The sequence below is a fragment of the Roseibium sp. RKSG952 genome, assembly GCF_009711355.1.
Genome location: NZ_SMMF01000962.1, coordinates 199365 through 217594 on the forward strand (window position 1 = coordinate 199365; position 18230 = coordinate 217594).

General features: G+C 53.5%; 13 protein-coding genes and 1 tRNA gene. 6 read left to right on the plus strand and 8 right to left on the minus strand.

All coding sequences use genetic code 11. The annotated features are described in order from the left end of the window. Nucleotides 1-63: 63 nt before the first annotated feature. Entirely contained in the window at nt 64-198 is a 135-nt protein-coding gene (gene rpmH, locus E1297_RS45035; RefSeq protein WP_005980833.1) for a 50S ribosomal protein L34, read from the minus strand. 296 nt (nt 199-494) lie between these two features. On the opposite strand from rpmH, the gene E1297_RS45040 reads away from it, so the two are divergent. The 4 genes from E1297_RS45040 (at nt 495) to E1297_RS45055 (ending at nt 4190) form a co-directional block, all read left to right on the plus strand. Beyond that, nucleotides 495-1226, plus strand: a complete 732-nt coding sequence (locus tag E1297_RS45040; RefSeq protein ID WP_155150090.1) for a TVP38/TMEM64 family protein — start codon at nt 495-497, stop codon at nt 1224-1226. A 3-nt stretch (nt 1227-1229) separates the two neighbouring features. Beyond that, on the plus strand, nt 1230-2648 hold the full coding sequence (locus E1297_RS45045) for an NAD(P)/FAD-dependent oxidoreductase (RefSeq protein WP_155150092.1): 1419 nt from the start codon (nt 1230-1232) through the stop codon (nt 2646-2648). 18 nt (nt 2649-2666) lie between these two features. Beyond that, nucleotides 2667-4049: an ATP-binding protein gene (locus E1297_RS45050; protein WP_155150095.1), complete on the plus strand. Its 1383-nt coding sequence runs from the start codon at nt 2667-2669 to the stop codon at nt 4047-4049. A 64-nt stretch (nt 4050-4113) separates the two neighbouring features. Next, nucleotides 4114-4190, plus strand: a tRNA-Arg gene (locus E1297_RS45055). Between the two features lie 789 nt (nt 4191-4979). Here E1297_RS45055 and E1297_RS45060 read toward each other — a convergent pair. From E1297_RS45060 to E1297_RS51480, 3 genes are all read right to left on the minus strand, one after another. Beyond that, nucleotides 4980-5972: an MBL fold metallo-hydrolase gene (locus E1297_RS45060; RefSeq protein ID WP_155150097.1), complete on the minus strand. Its 993-nt coding sequence runs from the start codon at nt 5970-5972 to the stop codon at nt 4980-4982. A gap of 113 nt (nt 5973-6085) precedes the next feature. Further along, entirely contained in the window at nt 6086-7324 is a 1239-nt protein-coding gene (locus tag E1297_RS45065; protein WP_155150099.1) for a serine protease, read from the minus strand. Beyond that, a complete protein-coding gene (locus tag E1297_RS51480) occupies nt 7312-10524 on the minus strand; it encodes a S8 family serine peptidase (RefSeq protein WP_155150101.1) in 3213 nt (1070 codons plus the stop codon). Before E1297_RS51480 ends, E1297_RS45065 begins: the two co-directional genes overlap by 13 nt. 127 nt (nt 10525-10651) lie before the next feature. On the opposite strand from E1297_RS51480, the gene E1297_RS45075 reads away from it, so the two are divergent. Continuing rightward, a complete protein-coding gene (locus E1297_RS45075) occupies nt 10652-12277 on the plus strand; it encodes an amidohydrolase family protein (protein WP_196223562.1) in 1626 nt (541 codons plus the stop codon). Between the two features lie 48 nt (nt 12278-12325). Next, the gene (locus E1297_RS45080) at nt 12326-12592 is read left to right on the plus strand and encodes a hypothetical protein (RefSeq protein WP_155150105.1); all 267 of its coding nucleotides are present in this window, start codon (nt 12326-12328) and stop codon (nt 12590-12592) included. A 702-nt stretch (nt 12593-13294) separates the two neighbouring features. Here E1297_RS45080 and E1297_RS45085 read toward each other — a convergent pair. Genes E1297_RS45085 through E1297_RS45100 form a run of 4 tightly spaced genes read right to left on the minus strand, consistent with a single transcriptional unit; the run spans nt 13295 to nt 18220 of the window. Next, the gene (locus tag E1297_RS45085; protein ID WP_155150107.1) at nt 13295-14452 is read right to left on the minus strand and encodes a Gfo/Idh/MocA family protein; all 1158 of its coding nucleotides are present in this window, start codon (nt 14450-14452) and stop codon (nt 13295-13297) included. Further along, the gene (locus E1297_RS45090; protein ID WP_155150109.1) at nt 14449-15504 is read right to left on the minus strand and encodes a sugar phosphate isomerase/epimerase; all 1056 of its coding nucleotides are present in this window, start codon (nt 15502-15504) and stop codon (nt 14449-14451) included. Before E1297_RS45090 ends, E1297_RS45085 begins: the two co-directional genes overlap by 4 nt. Before the next feature lie 27 nt (nt 15505-15531). Continuing rightward, complete coding sequence (locus tag E1297_RS45095) at nt 15532-16590, minus strand: LacI family DNA-binding transcriptional regulator (RefSeq protein WP_368669858.1); 1059 nt, start codon at nt 16588-16590, stop codon at nt 15532-15534. Between the two features lie 7 nt (nt 16591-16597). Beyond that, complete coding sequence (locus E1297_RS45100; RefSeq protein WP_155150113.1) at nt 16598-18220, minus strand: dihydroxyacetone kinase subunit DhaK; 1623 nt, start codon at nt 18218-18220, stop codon at nt 16598-16600. Nucleotides 18221-18230: the final 10 nt, after the last annotated feature.

Here is an 18230-nt window from a genome sequence, read left to right on the forward strand (position 1 = left end):
TTCTTACCATCCTCAGGGGCCTCCGGCGGCGTCATGTTCATCAGAACCTTGTCGGTGGGCGGTTTATGCGCTCAGCGACTTGCGGCCGCGTGCGCGGCGTGCGTTCAGGATCTTGCGGCCGGCCTTGGTGGCCATGCGCGCGCGGAAACCGTGGCGGCGTTTGCGAACCAGGTTCGAAGGCTGATAGGTGCGTTTCATCGCTCCGTCTCCAATCTATATCGGTCGGGTGCGGCGCGGATTCGCCTGCCCGTAGTGTTCGAAGCCCGTCCTCTACTGCTAAGCGGGGGGTAAGTCAAACCCCAAGAGCCGGGTTTTCGCTGCTTTTGCAACAATTCTGTAGTCGAGGCTGACAAAAGGTTTCAAAAACCGGATTTGATGCGGAAAACTCTCACATTCACAGCCACAAACATCAAGGCCACGTGAGGTCCCTGTTGCCGACTGCCCCGGCAGCGCATGTTGTGGGCAGGATGATTCATAAGAAACCGGAAAGTCAGATGAGTGACACAACACCGGCGCCGCGGGGCGGGCTGGCGCGACATATACCATTGCTTGTGATCCTGGGCGTTGCTGCAGCAGGGTTCTTTACGCTTGGCGACTACCTGACTTTTGAGACTTTGCGCGACAATCGTGAGGCGCTGCTGGCATGGCGTGATGCGAACTACTGGGCGATGGCGGCAGCATTCATCGCGATCTACATCGTGATTGTTGCCTTTTCCCTGCCCGGTGCGGCCATCGCCTCGATGACCGGAGGATTTCTGTTCGGGTTGTTTGCCGGGACGGTTTTCAACGTTGTCGCGGCGACGATCGGAGCTTCGGCGATCTTTCTGGCAGCGCGCTGGGGCTTGGGAGAGACGCTGACCCGGCGGCTGGAATCATCTGAAGGGACGATCAAAAGGCTTAAGGATGGTTTACGCGAGAACGAGATTTCAGTGCTGTTCCTGTTGCGCCTTGTTCCGGTGGTGCCTTTCTTTGTGGCCAATCTGGTTCCGGCATTGGTTGGCGTGAAATTCCGCAACTTTCTGCTGACCACCGCGCTGGGCATAATCCCGGGTGGCATTGTCTACACATGGATAGGCGTTGGCTTGGGTGGTGTATTTGATCGCGGCGAAACCCCTGATGTATCGCTGCTGTGGGAACCGTTTGTGATCGGGCCGATCCTTGGCTTATGTGTTCTCGCGGCACTGCCCATCATCATCAAATCCCTGCGTGGCCGAAAGGACGTCTGACAGATGCAAGAGCTGAAAACCGACATCCTCGTGATCGGGGCCGGGTCCGGTGGTTTGTCCGTTGCCGCAGGTGCAAGTCAGATGGGGGCTGATGTCATCCTTCTGGAAGGGCACAAAATGGGTGGCGACTGCCTGAATTTCGGCTGCGTCCCTTCCAAGGCTTTGATTGCCAGCGGCAAGGCGGCATATGCGCAGGCGCATTCTTCGGCCTTTGGCGTCGCTGATGCTACCCCTCAGGTGAACTATGCCTCAGCAATGGAACATGTGCGGGATGTTATCGCGCAGATCGAACCGATGGACAGCCAGGAACGGTTTGAAGGGTTCGGCGTGCGAGTGATCCGGGAATACGGCACTTTCATATCGCCAACGCAGGTACAGGCGGGAAACAACGTGATCACCGCGCGGCGCGTTGTTGTTGCGACCGGGTCTTCACCGTTGGTGCCTCCGATCCCGGGACTGGATCAGGTGCCGCATTTCACCAACGAGACGATCTTTGATCTGCGGGACAAGCCTGAGCATCTGCTGATCATAGGTGCGGGCCCGATCGGGATGGAGATGGCGCAGGCGCATATCCGTCTCGGATGTAAGGTAACCGTGATCGAAGGCATGACTGCGCTAGGCAAGGATGACCCGGAAGCGGCAGCAATCGTGATCGATTCTCTGCGCGTCGAAGGTGTTGAAATTCACGAAAAGGAAATGGTTGCGCAAATTCGCGGCACTGCAGGGGCGGTTGAAGTTGTCACTGAAAATGGTGATATCTACGCGGGATCTCATTTGCTGATAGCAGCGGGCCGAAAGGCAAACATCGAACGCCTGAACCTCGAAGCGGCTGGGATTGACCGGACGCGGACAGGCATCAAAACGGATGCCTCATTGCGCACATCGAATCGCAGGGTCTATGCGATTGGCGATGTGGCGGGTGGAATGCAGTTCACCCATGTTGCGGGTTATCAGGCAGGGGTTATCATCCGCTCGGCGTTGTTTGGTTTGCCATCCAAGGCCAAAACCTCTCATATTCCGTGGGCCACATATACCGACCCCGAGTTGGCCCAGGTGGGTCTGACCGAAGCGCAGGCGCGTGAGCAGCACGGCGACAAGCTGGAAATTGCTCGCTTTGACTATCACCACAATGACCGTGCTGTGGCAGAACGAAAAACCAAAGGTTTCATTAAGGCTATGGTCGTAAAAGGCCGTCCCGTCGGCGTCACAATCGTGGGGCATCAGGCTGGGGAACTGATCAACTTGTGGTCGCTGGCATTGGCCAATAACCTGAAGATGGGCCAGATCGCTGCGATGGTATCGCCATATCCGACGATCGGAGAGCTTAACAAACGTGTGGCGGGAGCCTATTTCTCGCCAAGGCTGTTTGAGAATCAGACAGTTAAACGAGTGGTCAGGTTCGTCCAGCGCTGGATCCCCTGACCGGGAAAGGAGCGCCATTTGAACTCGCTGTCGGGCCGTTTCCTGATCCTGACGACGGTCTTCGTTATGTTGGCCGAAGTGCTGATCTTTGTTCCTTCGATCGCCCGCTTTCGTGAGGATTTCCTGTTGAACCGGCTGGAGCGTGCCCAGATCGCGTCCCTTGCCCTGTTGGCCGATGATATGCTGGCCGAGGATCTTGAAGCCGAGTTGTTGGCAAATGCAGGGGTCTACAACGTTGTGTTGCGTCGGGACGAAGTGCGCCAACTGATGTTGTCATCACCTATCCCCGAGCAAATCACCAAGACCTATGATTTGCGCGATGCAGGTCCGTGGATATTGATCCGGGATGCAATGATCCGGTTCTTCACTGTGGATGATGAAGTCATTCGCGTGATCGGCGAGCCGGTCAAAGGTGCTGGTCTGCTGATCGAAGTCACGATGGACAGCGCACCGCTGCGCATGGCGATGACAGACTATGGCCTGCGTATTCTAGGCCTGTCGTTTGTCATTTCGATCATCACCGCCTTTTTCCTGTTTCTGGCCGTGCGCGTGGTGCTTGTGCGCCCCATCAAGGGCGTTGTGGGATACATGCAGCGTTACGCCAGTGCCCCCGAGGATGCGCGCGGCATCATCTCGCCAAACTCCAAGGTAACGGAGTTGCGCGAGGCGGAAGAGGCGCTTCAGATGCTGCAGACCGATTTGACACAGGCGCTCAAGCAGCGGGAACGCCTTGCGCAGCTTGGAGGGGCCGTTGCCAAGGTCAGCCATGACCTGCGCAACATTCTGACGTCAGCACAGCTGTTCACTGACCGGATCGAGGTCAGCGACGATCCACTGGTCCGGCGCATGGCACCAAAGCTGGTGAATTCGATCACGCGTGCGGTTTCGTTGTGTGAAAGCACGCTCGCCTTTGGTCGTGCCGAGGAGCCTGCGCCAACACTGACAATGGTTAATCTGCGTGACATTGCGAGTGATGTTGCTGCCAGCGAGCAGTTGGCGGTAGCTGATGCTTGCGTCGAAATCGTCAACGAAGTGCCCGAGGATCTGGTCGCCCGCGCCGATCCGGAACAGATGTTTCGCGTCATCCTCAATCTCGTGCGCAACGCGCGCCAGGCTCTGGTGGCGTCGGGAAAACCTGGACGTATCACAATTGCAGGCGGTGAAAATGATGCGAACTGGTGCGTCGAGATTCGGGATACAGGCCCCGGCTTGCCGCCAAAGGCGCGCGAAAATCTCTTTACCCCTTTTCAGGGCGGTGTTCGCAAAGGCGGATCTGGCCTTGGTCTGGCAATTTCGCAGGAATTGGTGCGCGGTCATGGCGGGGAACTGGTGTTGAAGAACACCGGGTCTGACGGAACCACCTTTGAAATAAGGCTTCCGCGCGGAGATGGGACTTTTTGAATTTTTTTTGAAGAATCGCCTTGCACGTCCTCGGACCTGGGTCTAAATACCGCCTCACCAACGCGGACCGATAGCTCAGCTGGATAGAGTACTTGACTACGAATCAAGGGGTCGGGGGTTCGAATCCTCCTCGGTCCGCCATTGGTATCCTTGTAGGGCGACACATAGTTCTGCCACCAGCGACAGAACCTTGCCATTTTCGCCTTACTTCCTTCATCCAGCACCTAGACCGGTTTCAATGATCCTGACTTCTCCATTGGGAAAATCAGGGCTGATTAACAGATCAGACGCCGAAGGCGCTTGTTCCTGCTGATCTGCCACGTGGCGAACACGGATGGGGGCGAGGCAATGCTATTCGACAATAGTGGTGCGGCCCGCAGGCACAGCCGAGGACACGGTTTTGTCTAATAGGGTTGGGTCCGCTGGGACGCTGATCACTCAACCAGAGATCGCTTCACATAAAACCGCTTCTTAAGCGATGTTTGCAGTTGTGTCTGACGTCAGCACCTGTGTGCCTAATCTCATCAATACGGCCTCCACCTTTGGGTGGGCCATATTTGATCGAAGCGCTTACGTTGAATCAGAGGTGTTTCAGAGGAGTTCATGCATTTCCCTTCATTTGTGCACCCGAACAGTCACGGAGATTTCCGTGTCGAGTGCGAAAACAAGGAAAACGACTAAGGTACGGTAACAGCTGGCATGTCCGCTGGACGTCGTCAGTCCCGTCGTGGGCTTTACTTGCCCAAAATTCGATGTGGTTTTCGAATGTACTGAGGTCGTTTTTTGTTGTGAATATTCAAGTGTCCGTTGTAGCACGAAATCTAGCCATTTACGCGTTCCGTCCGATTTGATGAAGAAATCCATCACAGCGTACCCAATCGATGCGCAAGAATGGGGAAACAGCGAGCATCAGCCTTAACGTGCAGCTAGCTAATTTGCACTATTTTGTCTGCTCGGTAAAACCCAAGCCATATCGAATAGGACAACCCCGGTCGATATGTTGGGGAAATCTTGTTCCAATTCTTCAAAGTAACCTTCAAGGTCGGCGACTTTCACCACATGCACTCCATCTTCGATGGGTTTAAACAAATTGTCGTAGTGGATCGGCACTACGAAGCGCGGTTCCACCGTGTCCAGGACCTCGTAAATGTACCGCTCATTGCGGCCGACTAGCGATAGGATCACAACGTCAACCCTGCCTTTCAGATGATCAAAGGATTTGGGAACGATGGCAGCGGTACCAATGTGAAGCACGTTGCCTTGTTTATGTTCAACTAAAAATGTGACAACTTCTCCCAATCCAAAGTCGTTTACAGCGGCGGGTAAATTGAATTGATCTGCTACGACTTCTTCCAAAGGATCTATACAGAGAGAACCTAGACAGGCTGGCGGTTGACCATGTGCACCTGGTAAAACTGTTACCTTGAAACCGCCTTGGATGTGGTATGTTTGAAATTCTTTCTGCACGATAAATTCCAGATCTTGGCTGTTCCTGTGCGCCTTTAGGATTCTCTTCATACTAGGCGAGCCATAGATTGGAACCTGCAACAGATTGGCAAAATCTGAGACGTCCAAGCTGTGATCGTAGTGAGTGTGCCCTACAAAAATCGCTTTTGCCCGCGCGATTTCTGGTCGCTGAACTCGATTTGATATCGCCGCAACATTAACTTCGGCTTTTCTGCGTAATGCAATGTCCAAAGCGTTGTTCTCTTTCCGCGAGACGAAGGGATCAATAAGAATGGAGTTTTTTCCATCGTCAACAACAATAGACGCGGCACCCGACCAATATAGTGTCAGGCCAGTGGTCGGCATATTTTCCGATCTAAATATCTTGTTTGAGTAGCGCTTTTCGATTGGTTCTGAGCATCCAAATAGGAGCATTGGTCCGACCAGAACTAAGACTGACGAGAGTCGAAAGTTCATTTTTGTATTCCTCAGTTAGTCAGAAGGTCATATTGACAAATGACACAGCCAAAAGCGGATAGACGTGATGTCAATGAAACCGAAATAGCTTTCAGTGGTTTTCGCGACATGACCTAGTCAGGTTCGGGCAGTGATCGAAGTAGATACCCTGCTTCTGACAAATTGATGCCATGTCTTGAAAGATCTGAGAGAATGCTATCCATCCAAACGGCTTTGTTGTGGTTGCCTCTGGGTCCTGCGACCGGTGTACAATCGTGAGAGTTTAGATCGAATCCAAGATGGTGCAATGCACGTACATTTCCGTCATCATCCAAAAATGGTGCACCGGAGCTTCCCCCTTCTGTGTCGCAGCGATGCAGAAATTCGCTATCTGCGTGACCACCGACCCACCCTTCCACGGCCTCATCTGTAACCATTCTGCAGTCGAGGCTTATCTTCTTTGACATTGCTCGGGGATGGTGGATCAGGTGAATTGGTGCGTACTGCGGTAAGCGGTCAGGCACGATGCGCAGGGGTTGGACCGATGCAGTTCCATTCACACTTTCAATCTCAAGCAATGCGTAGTCGAGCGATTTGCTTTGTGCCGGTACGCTGACGCAACTGAAGTCATCGCTGATTGCATCATCGTCCCAGGAGAAATCAATCAGAGCATTATTGCAAACTGCGGCTTCGTCCCAATAGGCGTCTTCGATTGTGTCGCCGCCATGCGCAAGGGCACCACAGTGCCAGTTAGTTAGGAATAGACCTTCGCCGACCATCGCTCCTGTGCAGGTTGATGCCTTCCCTGCGGCGCGGCTGATCAAAATCCCAATCGAGTCTCCAAGATACCGCCACCGGTCCGATGGTGCCTGATCATGGAGATCGCCCCAGGCGGGACGATCGGGATCAACAGCGGAATAAAAATGGAACTCGCCAACGGTCGGCATGGCGAAGTATGACGTCACGATAACTTTGACGTCACCGGGGTCGGCATTTTCGGGGCCGATTGGCTCGAAGGTGACGAGTACTTCTGAAAGCTGCAACCGATCTGACCAAACAGATTTCCCGGGCTCCAGATCAGAAGGCCCAAACCGCTGCAGGACTCTTCCAGTGTTAGGCTCTCGAAGATGAACCCTCCAATCTGCAGGTTCGCTCCCATTTCGGGTCAGTTGTAATCGCATATAGCGCAACGTTCCAGCGGCAGCCGGATGACGCTTTACATCGGTTTTTGTTTGAGCAGAAACTTGGGTGTCGGTGACGGTATATACGGTTCCCAGTTCGGTGATGAGTGAACCGCTGCATTCCGCTCCTGCTAGCTCTGTTGGGTATGGCGCTAGCGTGACAAGTGCTGCCAAAATGCTCAAAGTTCGCATCGCTGTTCACCTTCCGGCAATACGTCCAAGGGAAGAAATGGCAGAATAACTTCCTCGATATCAGAGAGCGACAATGCGTTATCGCCGGTAAAGAACAGTGGTTCGGCAGCGACCGCGTCGTCGATCAGAACGGGCCCGACGATGTCGACATTCCAACTTGCCGCCTCACCGCTGCTGACATCGGGATCGATGGTATAGATATAGAAGCGGTCACCATCGAACGGCCCACCATCAAGAGCTTTGGGCACTCGTAATATTCGGCGGGTATTGGTCAGCGATACACTGCCTGACTTACGGCTTCCGCTAGCTTCGTCGAAAACGAAGAAGTGGAGCCTGGATGTGGGACAAATCTCTGGGTCTGCAAGTGATTGGTACCCTTCGCCGCGTTGGCCAACTGGCACTAACCAAGCTTTCTCGGGGTCCTTTAGGAGCGCAGATGGGTTAATCACACCGGGCACTTGTCCCGCCTGGTCTTCTGGGACAAGACGCGGCGTACTAGTGAGAATAATTCGACGCTTGACGCGCTCAACACGCACCACGTTTGTTTCGTCAACATAGGCTTCGGGATTGCAGCGTAGCATAGCGGTAGTCACACCACCGACAAAAGCAGTAGCCTGACTTGTACCGCCGTGAATACTTGAGAGGGTCGCTGCGTCCACATGATAGGTATAGCCGTCTCCGGGTGCTGCGATAGTTACCGCGCGACTGGAGTGGGGCGAGTCCTCGTCGCTTGCGCCGCGATTGGCAGTTTCACTAATCGTGATGTCGGGCCATTTGCATTTATCGCATGCTGTCACAACTATCACGTTTTCCTGGTCGCCCAAGTTCATTGGCGCTACGGGTGCCCGTGATGAAAGTGGCCAAGCTTTTTCGGGACTCGCTCCCTGTCCCGCCGCTGTTATCCACAACACAGGAGCACGTGCGACCTGCTGTGCCGGGGCCTGATCAACTCGTACATTTGGACTGCTTAGTTCATGTCGCTGCATCCATTTACCTGGATACGAATGCGCGTCGTGTCCACGAGGGTCGCCACCCTTACAGTCTTTGTGCGTTACTCCAATCTCGCAACGTGGAATTGGAAACTTGCTGGCGAACACAAACACCTGCGGACCGTTGAACTTCTGATATAGCTTGTTGGCGCGCTCAGTTATGAGCCGCGCCAATTCGCCCGAACTTGCATGTTCCCAGTCATAGACATTGATTGGTGCATTTGGAGAGAGACCTACCAAACCCAATTCATTTGCCTTCGAGGAGATAATGCTGGCCATGGAGGTTGTATGGTCGCACGTTGGGTTAAACTCGCGTACTTTACAGGATCCATCTGCTGGATTGGCGGCGGCCACTGAGTAAGGCTCGCATGCGTCGTAGCGCCCCAGAGCAGCCTCGTAGCTTATTTCGGCACCGGTTTTGTCGAGGAAAGTTAGGACTGAGTCGAGGTCTTGTTGCGGGTGTGCAATGGCATCGGGTAGCACGACCTGCGGGCAATTTGGACCACTACAGCTTTGCGCGCAACTTGGCCACTCGTTCGGGTCTCCAAGCATTGTCCAGTAAGAGCCGTCCAAGTTCATGGAAACCTGTTCTTCTTGGCAGCTGCTCACAACCTCTGGGATGGTGGCGAAGAAGTCAGAGTATTTTGGTTTGGGTATGAAGCTACGCTCTACGGCGATCGAAGCGTGCTCGAAGTTACTGCTTTCGAAAGTATCAAAAATGAGATTGGCGCGCTCTGGGTCACTGGCGTCTAGCTGGAGCCGCCGCCCGCGCAATGTGACGATGCTACGAGTACCGTCTTTCGCAATAACTGTTTCGTCCAAGACTGTATCGTTTTCGACATATGAGTTCAGTCCCTCAATCGAACCGTAGGGTGAGCGGTGGATATCCGCTTGATATTGAAAAGTTTCCACTTCCACATCGGGTAGCGCAAAATTCTTTCCTGTCACAAGCCGCACACCGTTGACGTTGTAGCTATCTGCCAGCAGACTGGCTGCCACTTCAGGGCATCCGTTCAAACCATAAGCTTCCCGAAAAAGCTTGCAGGCGAAATCGCCTTTCTGCACTCCAATTGTGCGTGCAGGCAACGCGGATTCACCCCCAGCCTTTCGAAGAGCATTGAGGAATGTGAACAGATCTTCTGTCATAGATGGGCCGACGAACTCGATAACGATTGCAGGTCCAGGTTCCGAGGCACCTGATGCCGACCTGTCCGCCTGGGCCGCGGTGGCCGCACTGGATTGCACAGCCATCGCAATCACGGGCGAATGATCTTGGAGTGCGGCACGATCTTCGCGCGCAGCCGGAGCCGCATTGCCAGTTTGGCTTGGTACAATCAGCGCGGCATTTGTACCGGAGCCATAAACTTTACGATGCGCTGCGCGATCTATTGCCGTTAGCTTAAAAGTTGTGCTGCCCTCGCCGCCGCAGGGATAAGACAGCGCTGAGATGGGATCGTGAGCTTCGAACCCTTCAATAGTCCGCCACCCCCCATCCTCTGCGTGAAAAATCATGCAAACGGCGTTGCGTGACCGTATATGTTCGTGTCGATATCCAAGGATATGACCGAGTTCGTGACGCATAACACCTGTGCGATCAAACTTCAGCGTAGCCGAGAAGAATTTGGGCGTAATATGTAAGATGCGCTCCGAGGGGTCGTCCGACGGAAAAAAGGCAAGCGCCACGACACCGTCAATGTCCGACTTGCGCACGATGAAGGTTACGGGAGCATCTTCGGTTTTAGCATCATACGCCGAGGCGTGCAGAAACTGTAGATCGCACGGCTGGCATGCCGCAACCCACTCACGCGCGGCACGCGACAGTGTCTGGCGAACGAGGCGGTATTCCGAATTCGAAAAGGTGCCCTTGTCGATCGCGTAGGTAAGTTGACGTTGTCCTTTGGGCCAAACACCTCCCGCATCTACGATTAGTTCAGGGACGAGATCCTTGGGATCTGTATTGCGAACTTCTTTCTGTTTCTTCAACCAAAGTCGGACTTCCAGCGCCGTCATCCGTTGGTCACCATCGACTACATAGCGCCCTGCTACTTTAGGTAGTATGCTGAGGTAAGCTGTGACCGCCGCGGGATCATCAGGGTTATCCAGAGCTTTTTGCGCTATAGCCTCGGGGCTATCCGCAAATGCCGATTCAAAGGAGCTAATGGCAAACAGAAAGGTCGCGAATGCTATTGAAACAAAACATTGGAAGCGCACGATACTCTCCCTTGTCAAAATCAATTTAAGGCATGAATCTGTCTAAACCGGGAAAATGCTAGCAGAAATAGCCCTAGTTGAATAGATGTTGTCTACAGTATTCATTAAGTTATTCATGGAGATAAGAATGATTGACCGTAGAACGTTTCTGTTCAATGCGCTAATTATTAACGGTTTTTTTGCAATGCCTGGATGCTGGAAGAAAGAGAACTTTTCTCGTCCAATTGCATCTGAAGGCGCCATCGATATTCACGCGCACATCTTCAACGCGAATGACGTTCCGATTGTAGGTTTCGCTCAGCAAGTTTTGATCCGTGATCCACACCGCCCTGTTGAAGATAATTTTCTGACAGAAGCTTTTCTACGACTAGTTGCAGGCGTTGCACGGTCGAATACGCCCACTGCAGCGGATGAGCTCAAAGAGCTGCGAGAGCGTGGGCTGCGCTCAGCCGATGCGTCGACTTTGCTGAAGGAAGACGAAGAAAATATGGCATCAGCGTTGGCTAACTATACCGATGAACTGCAAAGCCGGGGCGCAGGGCTGACTTCGCAGGATGAACAAGAACTGTTAGCTCGACTTGTTTCTGAAACGGGATTTGAGCCGACCCCTGGCGCATTGCTGGACGCTGACGAAGTCGGGTCAACAATGGCCGCGCGCGTTTTTGAACGGGAAGCGGCCGGTAGAACGGATAGCTTCCAGCGAAACTCGGACTTTGTACAGACCTTGAGATGGGCTGCACTCTTAACTCGGCGTCGCGGAGATTTGCTGGCTGAACTTGTCCGCCTTTATGGTGGCGAACAACAGATCAAAGTCTTTTCGCCATCTCTGGTAGATTTTCAGTATTGGTTTCGCACTCAGGAAACGGTGACCCCACGCCGAGAGCAAATTGAGTTGATGTCACTTTTGGCCAAACAGTCGCGAGATGCTGTTGTCTTGAACGTCGCACCATTCTGCCCGTTGCGCGCTGCGTTGGAGCGAGATGCCGATGCCAATGCGGATACGCTATCGGTAGTTCGTGATGCAGTGCAAAACAAGGGTTTTGTAGGTGTCAAGCTATATCCTCCGATGGGATTTCTTCCATGGCACAATGCCAACGTTTCGTTGGATGGCGCGTATAGACGGCCACGCCGTGGAGGGCAGGCGCTCGATGACGAACTAAAGTTACTCTATGAATGGTGTGTTGCAGAAGGTGTGCCAATCAAGGCGCATGCGAATAACTCAATTGCGGCCGATGTTTGTACTGGTCAATACGCTAACCCTGCCAATTGGCGTCCCGTCCTTGATCAGTACCCGGACTTGCGTTTGAACCTCGCCCACTTTGGGGGTTTTGACGAAGAACATGCAGGGGGTGATCACTGTGGCGATCATGGCGACAATTGGGAAGACGAGTTGGCAGACATGCTGGATTCCTATCCTAATCTTTACTTTGATGTTGGTTACTGGATCGAGGCTACAGACAACGACAGGGTAATAAACCGTACTCGAGCATTACTCGAGCGCCAGCCTCTGGCCTTAGAACGTATGATGTACGGTTCAGATTGGTCGATGATCGGACGGGTACCCGGACACCAAAGCTATTATGCAGATGTTCAGACCGCCTTGTTCAAGATCGGACTTGAAGATAGTGAAATAAATGCCGTTGAAGCAGGGAACGCGCGCAAGTATTTAGGGCTCGGACCGGGGGATCCTAACTACAACCGTTTGAGAGATTTTTTTGGGCCGAAGCATTTGTTTTCAGAGATATTCGTTTGATCTCAGTTAAGGCCTTCGTCCCCAACGGTCATTGTTAAGTGTTCGGGAGTGATCTGGATTGTCTCTACCGCAAAACGAGTGGGAAGTTTTGTTCGTTTTGAGGTCCAGCATTGCCTCGCTATAGGCTTTTTGCATGTCACGGAGTTGCTTTTCGTACTGCTGACGCACAGCCAGCATGTTGGTCTTCAGGGCGTTCTCTATGCCCTTACGCGCATCATCCACCCAGTTCTTGATCTCAAGGAGGTGCTAATCATACGACCGGCTGGCCACGGCAGCAATCGTCTTGCCCTGATTGATCTCAATGACGAGTGTTGACTTCTGCCTCGCCGCACACCTCTTAATATCTCTTTCCAAAGGTCTATTCATAGCTACGGCTTCCTCCTTGCAGCATGAGCAGGATTTCACTGGGTCGATACATAGATCTCTTCAGCGGCTCCGGTGCGATGGAAGGCCTTTGAGTCGCAAATGGTGAAACCCGTGCGCCCATGCAAAACCGAATGACTTAATATCAAGGGCTTGGCTGACATTGAATGGTAAATCTATGTGTCGCCCGACAATCCTGTTGAACGTCAGACGAAATTGACCTTTGCGTCATAAACTGACCCAACACCCCCTTTTTTCGTACTCCCGCAGACTGTTTCATTTAATCTGACTTCTCCTCTGGAAAATCAGAGCTGATTTGTAGGTCAGACAGCGAAACTGCCTGTTCCTGCTAATCTGCCACGTGGCGAACGCGAGAGGGGGAGGGTTGCGCCCTCACCCTGGCGGCCAAGGGCGTTTGACTTGTCTAAATCCCGCTGGTCCACGAAGGGAAAGTGAGAGGAAGAAGGCCCGCCGCCATTTGCGATTGTACAGTTCTGCCAAACTGCAAAAAGCAATAGGGCCACATAGCTGCCGTTCAGAGACGTTCGTGGTTTGTCGTTCCGGAGTGTTCATCTATAGGTTGGGTGCGCTTCGGTTTTTGGCAGATACCTGTGCTGCCTTCCAAGATTTCTGCCTTATGCCCACAACCAGATTTTAAGTTAAACTGACCCAAGCCGCATTCCTTGAAGAGCTTTGCACGCATGCGGCCACAAATTTAACACCATTGAGTCCGTCATGAACCGTTGGATAAACAACTGACACGTCAGGTGAAATCCCATTTCGGAAGGCATGGATTGCTTCTGCGGCCTCTCCATAGATATTCGCGAACCCCTCAAGATATCCCTCGGGATGTCCCGGAGGAACTCTACTCAACCGATTGGCTGCGTCACCAGCACCAGCTCCATTTCGGGTGATCAAACGCTTGGGTTCGTTGTATGGCGTAAACCAAAGATAATTGGGATCTTCCTGAGACCACTCAAACCCACCTTTTTCGCCATAGACGCGTAAACGAAGTGCGTTTTCATTGCCGGGGGCCACCTGAGACGACCACAGCATACCGCGCGCTCCACCTTCGAATCGAAGCAAAACGTGCGCGTTGTCATCGACTTTGCGCCCCGGCACAAAGGCCTGTAAGTCCGCCGCCAGGCTTTCCGCCTTCAGCCCGGTTACAAAGCAAGCGAGGTTGTAAGCATGAGTCCCGATGTCACCGGTTGATCCACCCGCGCCCGAGCGTTCGGGATCGGTTCGCCACTCAGCCTGTTTGAAATCCTGCTGCTCGGTCAGCCAGTCCTGGGGGTATTCAACCTGAACCACGCGGATCTTGCCGATATCTCCGTTAGCGACCATTTCACGCGCCTGCCGAACCATCGGATAGCCCGTGTAATTGTGGGTCAAAATGAATAGGGCATTCGCGCTTTCTGCTGCTTTGACCAGTTTTTTTGCATCGGCAAGGGTCGAGGTGAGTGGCTTGTCACAAATTACATGAATACCGCGTTTCAGGAACTCACGTGCGGCTGCATAGTGAACGTGATTTGGCGTGACAATTGAGACCGCCTCGATCCCAGATTTCAGCCGGGCCTCCCTGATCGCCATTTGTTTGAAATCTCCATAGACCCGTTCGAGCCCTAACGCCTGACCACTTTCAAGAGATTTCTCTGGCGTCGAAGACAAAGCACCGGCAACCAATTCAAACTTGTCATCCAGTCGCGCCGCTATTCGATGAACGCCACCTATGAAGGCGTCGTTCCCGCCGCCAACCATGCCAAGTCGAATGCGGCCTGAGGTTTCTTCATTACGTCCTGTGACCATCATTCAATCCCCAGCATTTTACGATTGGCTGCTTCGTCTGCGCCACCATCAGCGAAATCATCAAAGGCTTTCTCGGTCACACGTATAATGTGATCTGACACAAACTGAGCGCCTTCACGCGCTCCATCCTCAGGGTGTTTGAGGCAGCATTCCCATTCGACAACTGCCCACCCATCAAAGTCATTCGCCGCCATTTTTGAAAAGACCGCCCCGAAATCCACCTGGCCATCACCAAGCGACCGGAAGCGCCCGGCACGATCGACCCAGCTTTGATACCCGGAATAAACACCCTGCCGGCCGGTCGGGTTAAACTCGGCATCTTTGACATGGAACATCCGGATCCGATCTTTGTAGATGTCGATATTGTCCAGATAGTCGAGGCATTGCAGCACGTAGTGCGACGGGTCGTACAACATGCAAGCGCGTGGGTGATTGCCTGTCCGTTCAAGAAACATCTCGTACGTCACGCCGTCGTGGAGGTCCTCACCTGGGTGAATTTCGTAACAGACGTCAACGCCGCAGTCTTCGGCGTGATCCAGTATTGGCACCCAACGACGAGCAAGCTCCTCGAATGCCGTTTCGATCAAACCAGCAGGGCGCTGCGGCCAAGGATAGACATAGGGCCATGCCAACGCGCCAGAGAATGTCGCATGCGCTGTAATACCCAAGTTTTTCGAAGCAGATAGCGCTTTTTTAACTTGGTCTACCGCCCATTCTTGCCGGGCTTTCGGGTTTCCTCTGACGCTTTCGGCTGCAAAACCATCAAACGCACTGTCATAGGCCGGATGAACGGCCACAAGTTGGCCCTGAAGGTGGGTTGAAAGTTCAGTGACTTCGACGCCATTTTCCTTGGCTTTGCCTTTGAAGTCATCGCAATAACTGGCGCTGGATGCGGCTTGTTCCAGGTCGAACAACCGGCCATCCCAACTAGGAACCTGAACGCCCTTGTATCCACAGTCAGCCGCCCATTTAGTGATCGCGTCCCACGAATTGAACGGCGCTTCGTCCCCCGCGAATTGCGCAAGAAACAAAGCTGGACCTTTGATTGTTTTCATAAAATTTCCTCCCCAAAACCTGAGCCTCTATGGCGGTAAATTTTCCTTCAGATAGATGTCGATACGGATGCGTTCCTGGGCTTTGTTGAATGGCACTTTGTCCGAAGTTGCACGCAGCAGACGGACGGCTGAACGAACAATGTGCCCAGTGTCTTGCGAGATTAGCGCGTCAAATGTACCGAGCGTAAGCGCCTCACGACTAAGCGGTGTAAGCTCATGCGCTATGATCACCAGATCTTTGCTGAGCTTGTTTTCTGAAAGAAATTGAATCAGTCCTGCATTGCCTGCGGCGGAGGAATAAATTCCAACCAGATCCGGGTAGGTTTCAAAGATCTCGGGCATCATCTTGTAAATCAGATCCGGGTCATCCCGGCCCTCGACAGACGCTACGACTTCGAGGTTCGGAAATTCCTCAGCCACAACAAGGTCAAAGCCTTGACGACGCTCCAGGTGGTCACGCGCCAAACGGGATCCTGTAAGAACCAAGACCTTGCCTTCGCGATGGACAAATCTTCCCATCAGCTGAGCGGCGGTTCGTCCTGCCGAAACGTTATCAATTCCGACAAAGTGGTCTCGCTCAGAACTTGGCAAGTCAGACACCAAGGCAACAACCGGAACGCCTTTGTCCCTGAGCCTTTTTACGGCGTCGCGGACAGAAGGCGTTTCGGGCCCGAAAACGGCGACTCCGTCAATATCCAAACTGTCGACAGCATCCAGAATGTTGACGATATCTTGCGGCTCGAATGGAGCGACATTCCTAATCACAATGCGGGTCCGCTCGATGAATTGATCACGGGATTGTTCAGCGATCTGACTGCTGATTGCCTCCACAAACTCGTTGTCCGTGTCTGGTAAAACAAAGAGGAAATTGTAGAGGCGGTTCCGCGCCAGGTTGGCTGCGGCGGTGTCGCGCACATACCCCAGCTCATCAATCGCCTTCTGTACTTTCTGTACAGTCACTGCTCGCACGCCGGGGCGTCTGTTCAAGACCCGATCAACGGTCGCCAGGCTGACACCCGCCACGCGAGCGATGTCATTGACGGTTGGCTTTTTCACCAATTCTAGTTTTTGTTTTTGATCTTCCACGTGTTCTTCAGCCCTCAATCTCCCGTGCCAAGCCCTCAAACAACAAAGCAACAGCTTCAGCGCCGGGATCGTTATGTCCAACTAGGTTCTCTTCGGGAACATAGGCCGCGCGGCCCGCCTTCGCACGACGAATATTCGCGGTGTTGTTCGCGCCTTCGCGGGCAGCCTCGGCGGCATGCGTCAAACCAGATGGTAGTGCGGCAAGTGCTGGTGCCAGGGCGTCAATCATTGTCCTGTCACCGACCTTGGCACCCCCAACCTGGCTGACCCTATTCAGACCTTCGATCAAGGATTTCGGGACAGACGCGCCGCTCGCACAGGCATCTCCGGCTGCGTTGAAGAAAATTGCGAGTATCACGCCAGAAGAACCCCCCATTGTTTGGCTTAACTCATTCCCTAATGCCGGAAACAGTTGTGTCAGATCAGCGAGCGGCATTCGGTCGAGGCTACCTTGCAATGCTCTTGCGGCCGTCGCCAATGTGCTTCCTGTATCGCCATCTCCGGATTTCGCGTCCAGCTCGTTCAGGTTCTTCTCAGCGTTGATGAGCAGTTCAGACAACCGGGTGATTGTTTCCCTTGTGGCGGGATTGTTCGAAGGAATTGGATCGATAGGAGTCAGGCCGTCAGGCAAAGGTGCGACTTTTATTGGATCGATAGAATTGACACCGGGCCAAGCCGCCAGATCAACAGGCGCTTTAAGCGCCGATAAATCGTCGTGATCTACAGGCAGAATAGAAACAGAAAACCCATGCATATCCAGCGATGTCATCATTGGAGCCGGGCCTATGATGTGATGGGCAATACCAGTTTCGGACAAGGCATGCGTGAGGACAGCCATTTCCAACGGCGTTGTAGAACCCAGGTTGTTGACCAACGCCACACAATCCCCGGACCCCACTCGTTGTTTCAGCTTCTCCACAACTGTGGACATGGCCGATACAGCATTTGAGAATTCGACTTGCTGTACACCGGGCTCGCCATGAATACCCAAGCCGAGCTCCGCTTTCCCGGGGGCGATCCGGTCCTCTTTTGGAGATCCCGGAACGGTACAGGTGTCCAGGCTCATACCGATGCTGACGACCTTGGCTATGGTGCGTCTTGCTGCGGCGGTGACGGTGTCCAAGTCAGCACCGCCTTCAGCAAGCGCCCCGGCGATTTTGTGTACGAACAACGTGCCGGCTACGCCACGTGGTTGCGGAAGGTCGGGCAGGGCGATGTCATCGTCGACGACGACCATCTCTACCTTGCGACCCAATGCACGGGCGCGTTCAGCTGCTAGTCCAAAGTTTAACCGATCACCGGTGTAATTTTTGACAATAAGCAGGCACCCAGCCTCACCCGTGACCGCAAGAATGCCCGCCAAAACCGCCTCGACTGATGGGGATGCAAAGACTTCCCCGCAGACCGCGGCCGTAAGCATACCAGCACCAACAAAGCCCGCATGGGCGGGTTCATGGCCAGACCCACCACCGGAAACCAAGGCGACTTTCGACTTACCCCAATCCGACCGGTAGACAACCTTGATATGCGGGTATCCGTCCAATCGGGTAAGTTGCCCTCCGGAGGAGGCTAGAAGACCGTCAATGGCCTCTGTCACCAGGGTTTCTTTTGTGTTGAGGAACTGGGCCATGCTTTTGCTC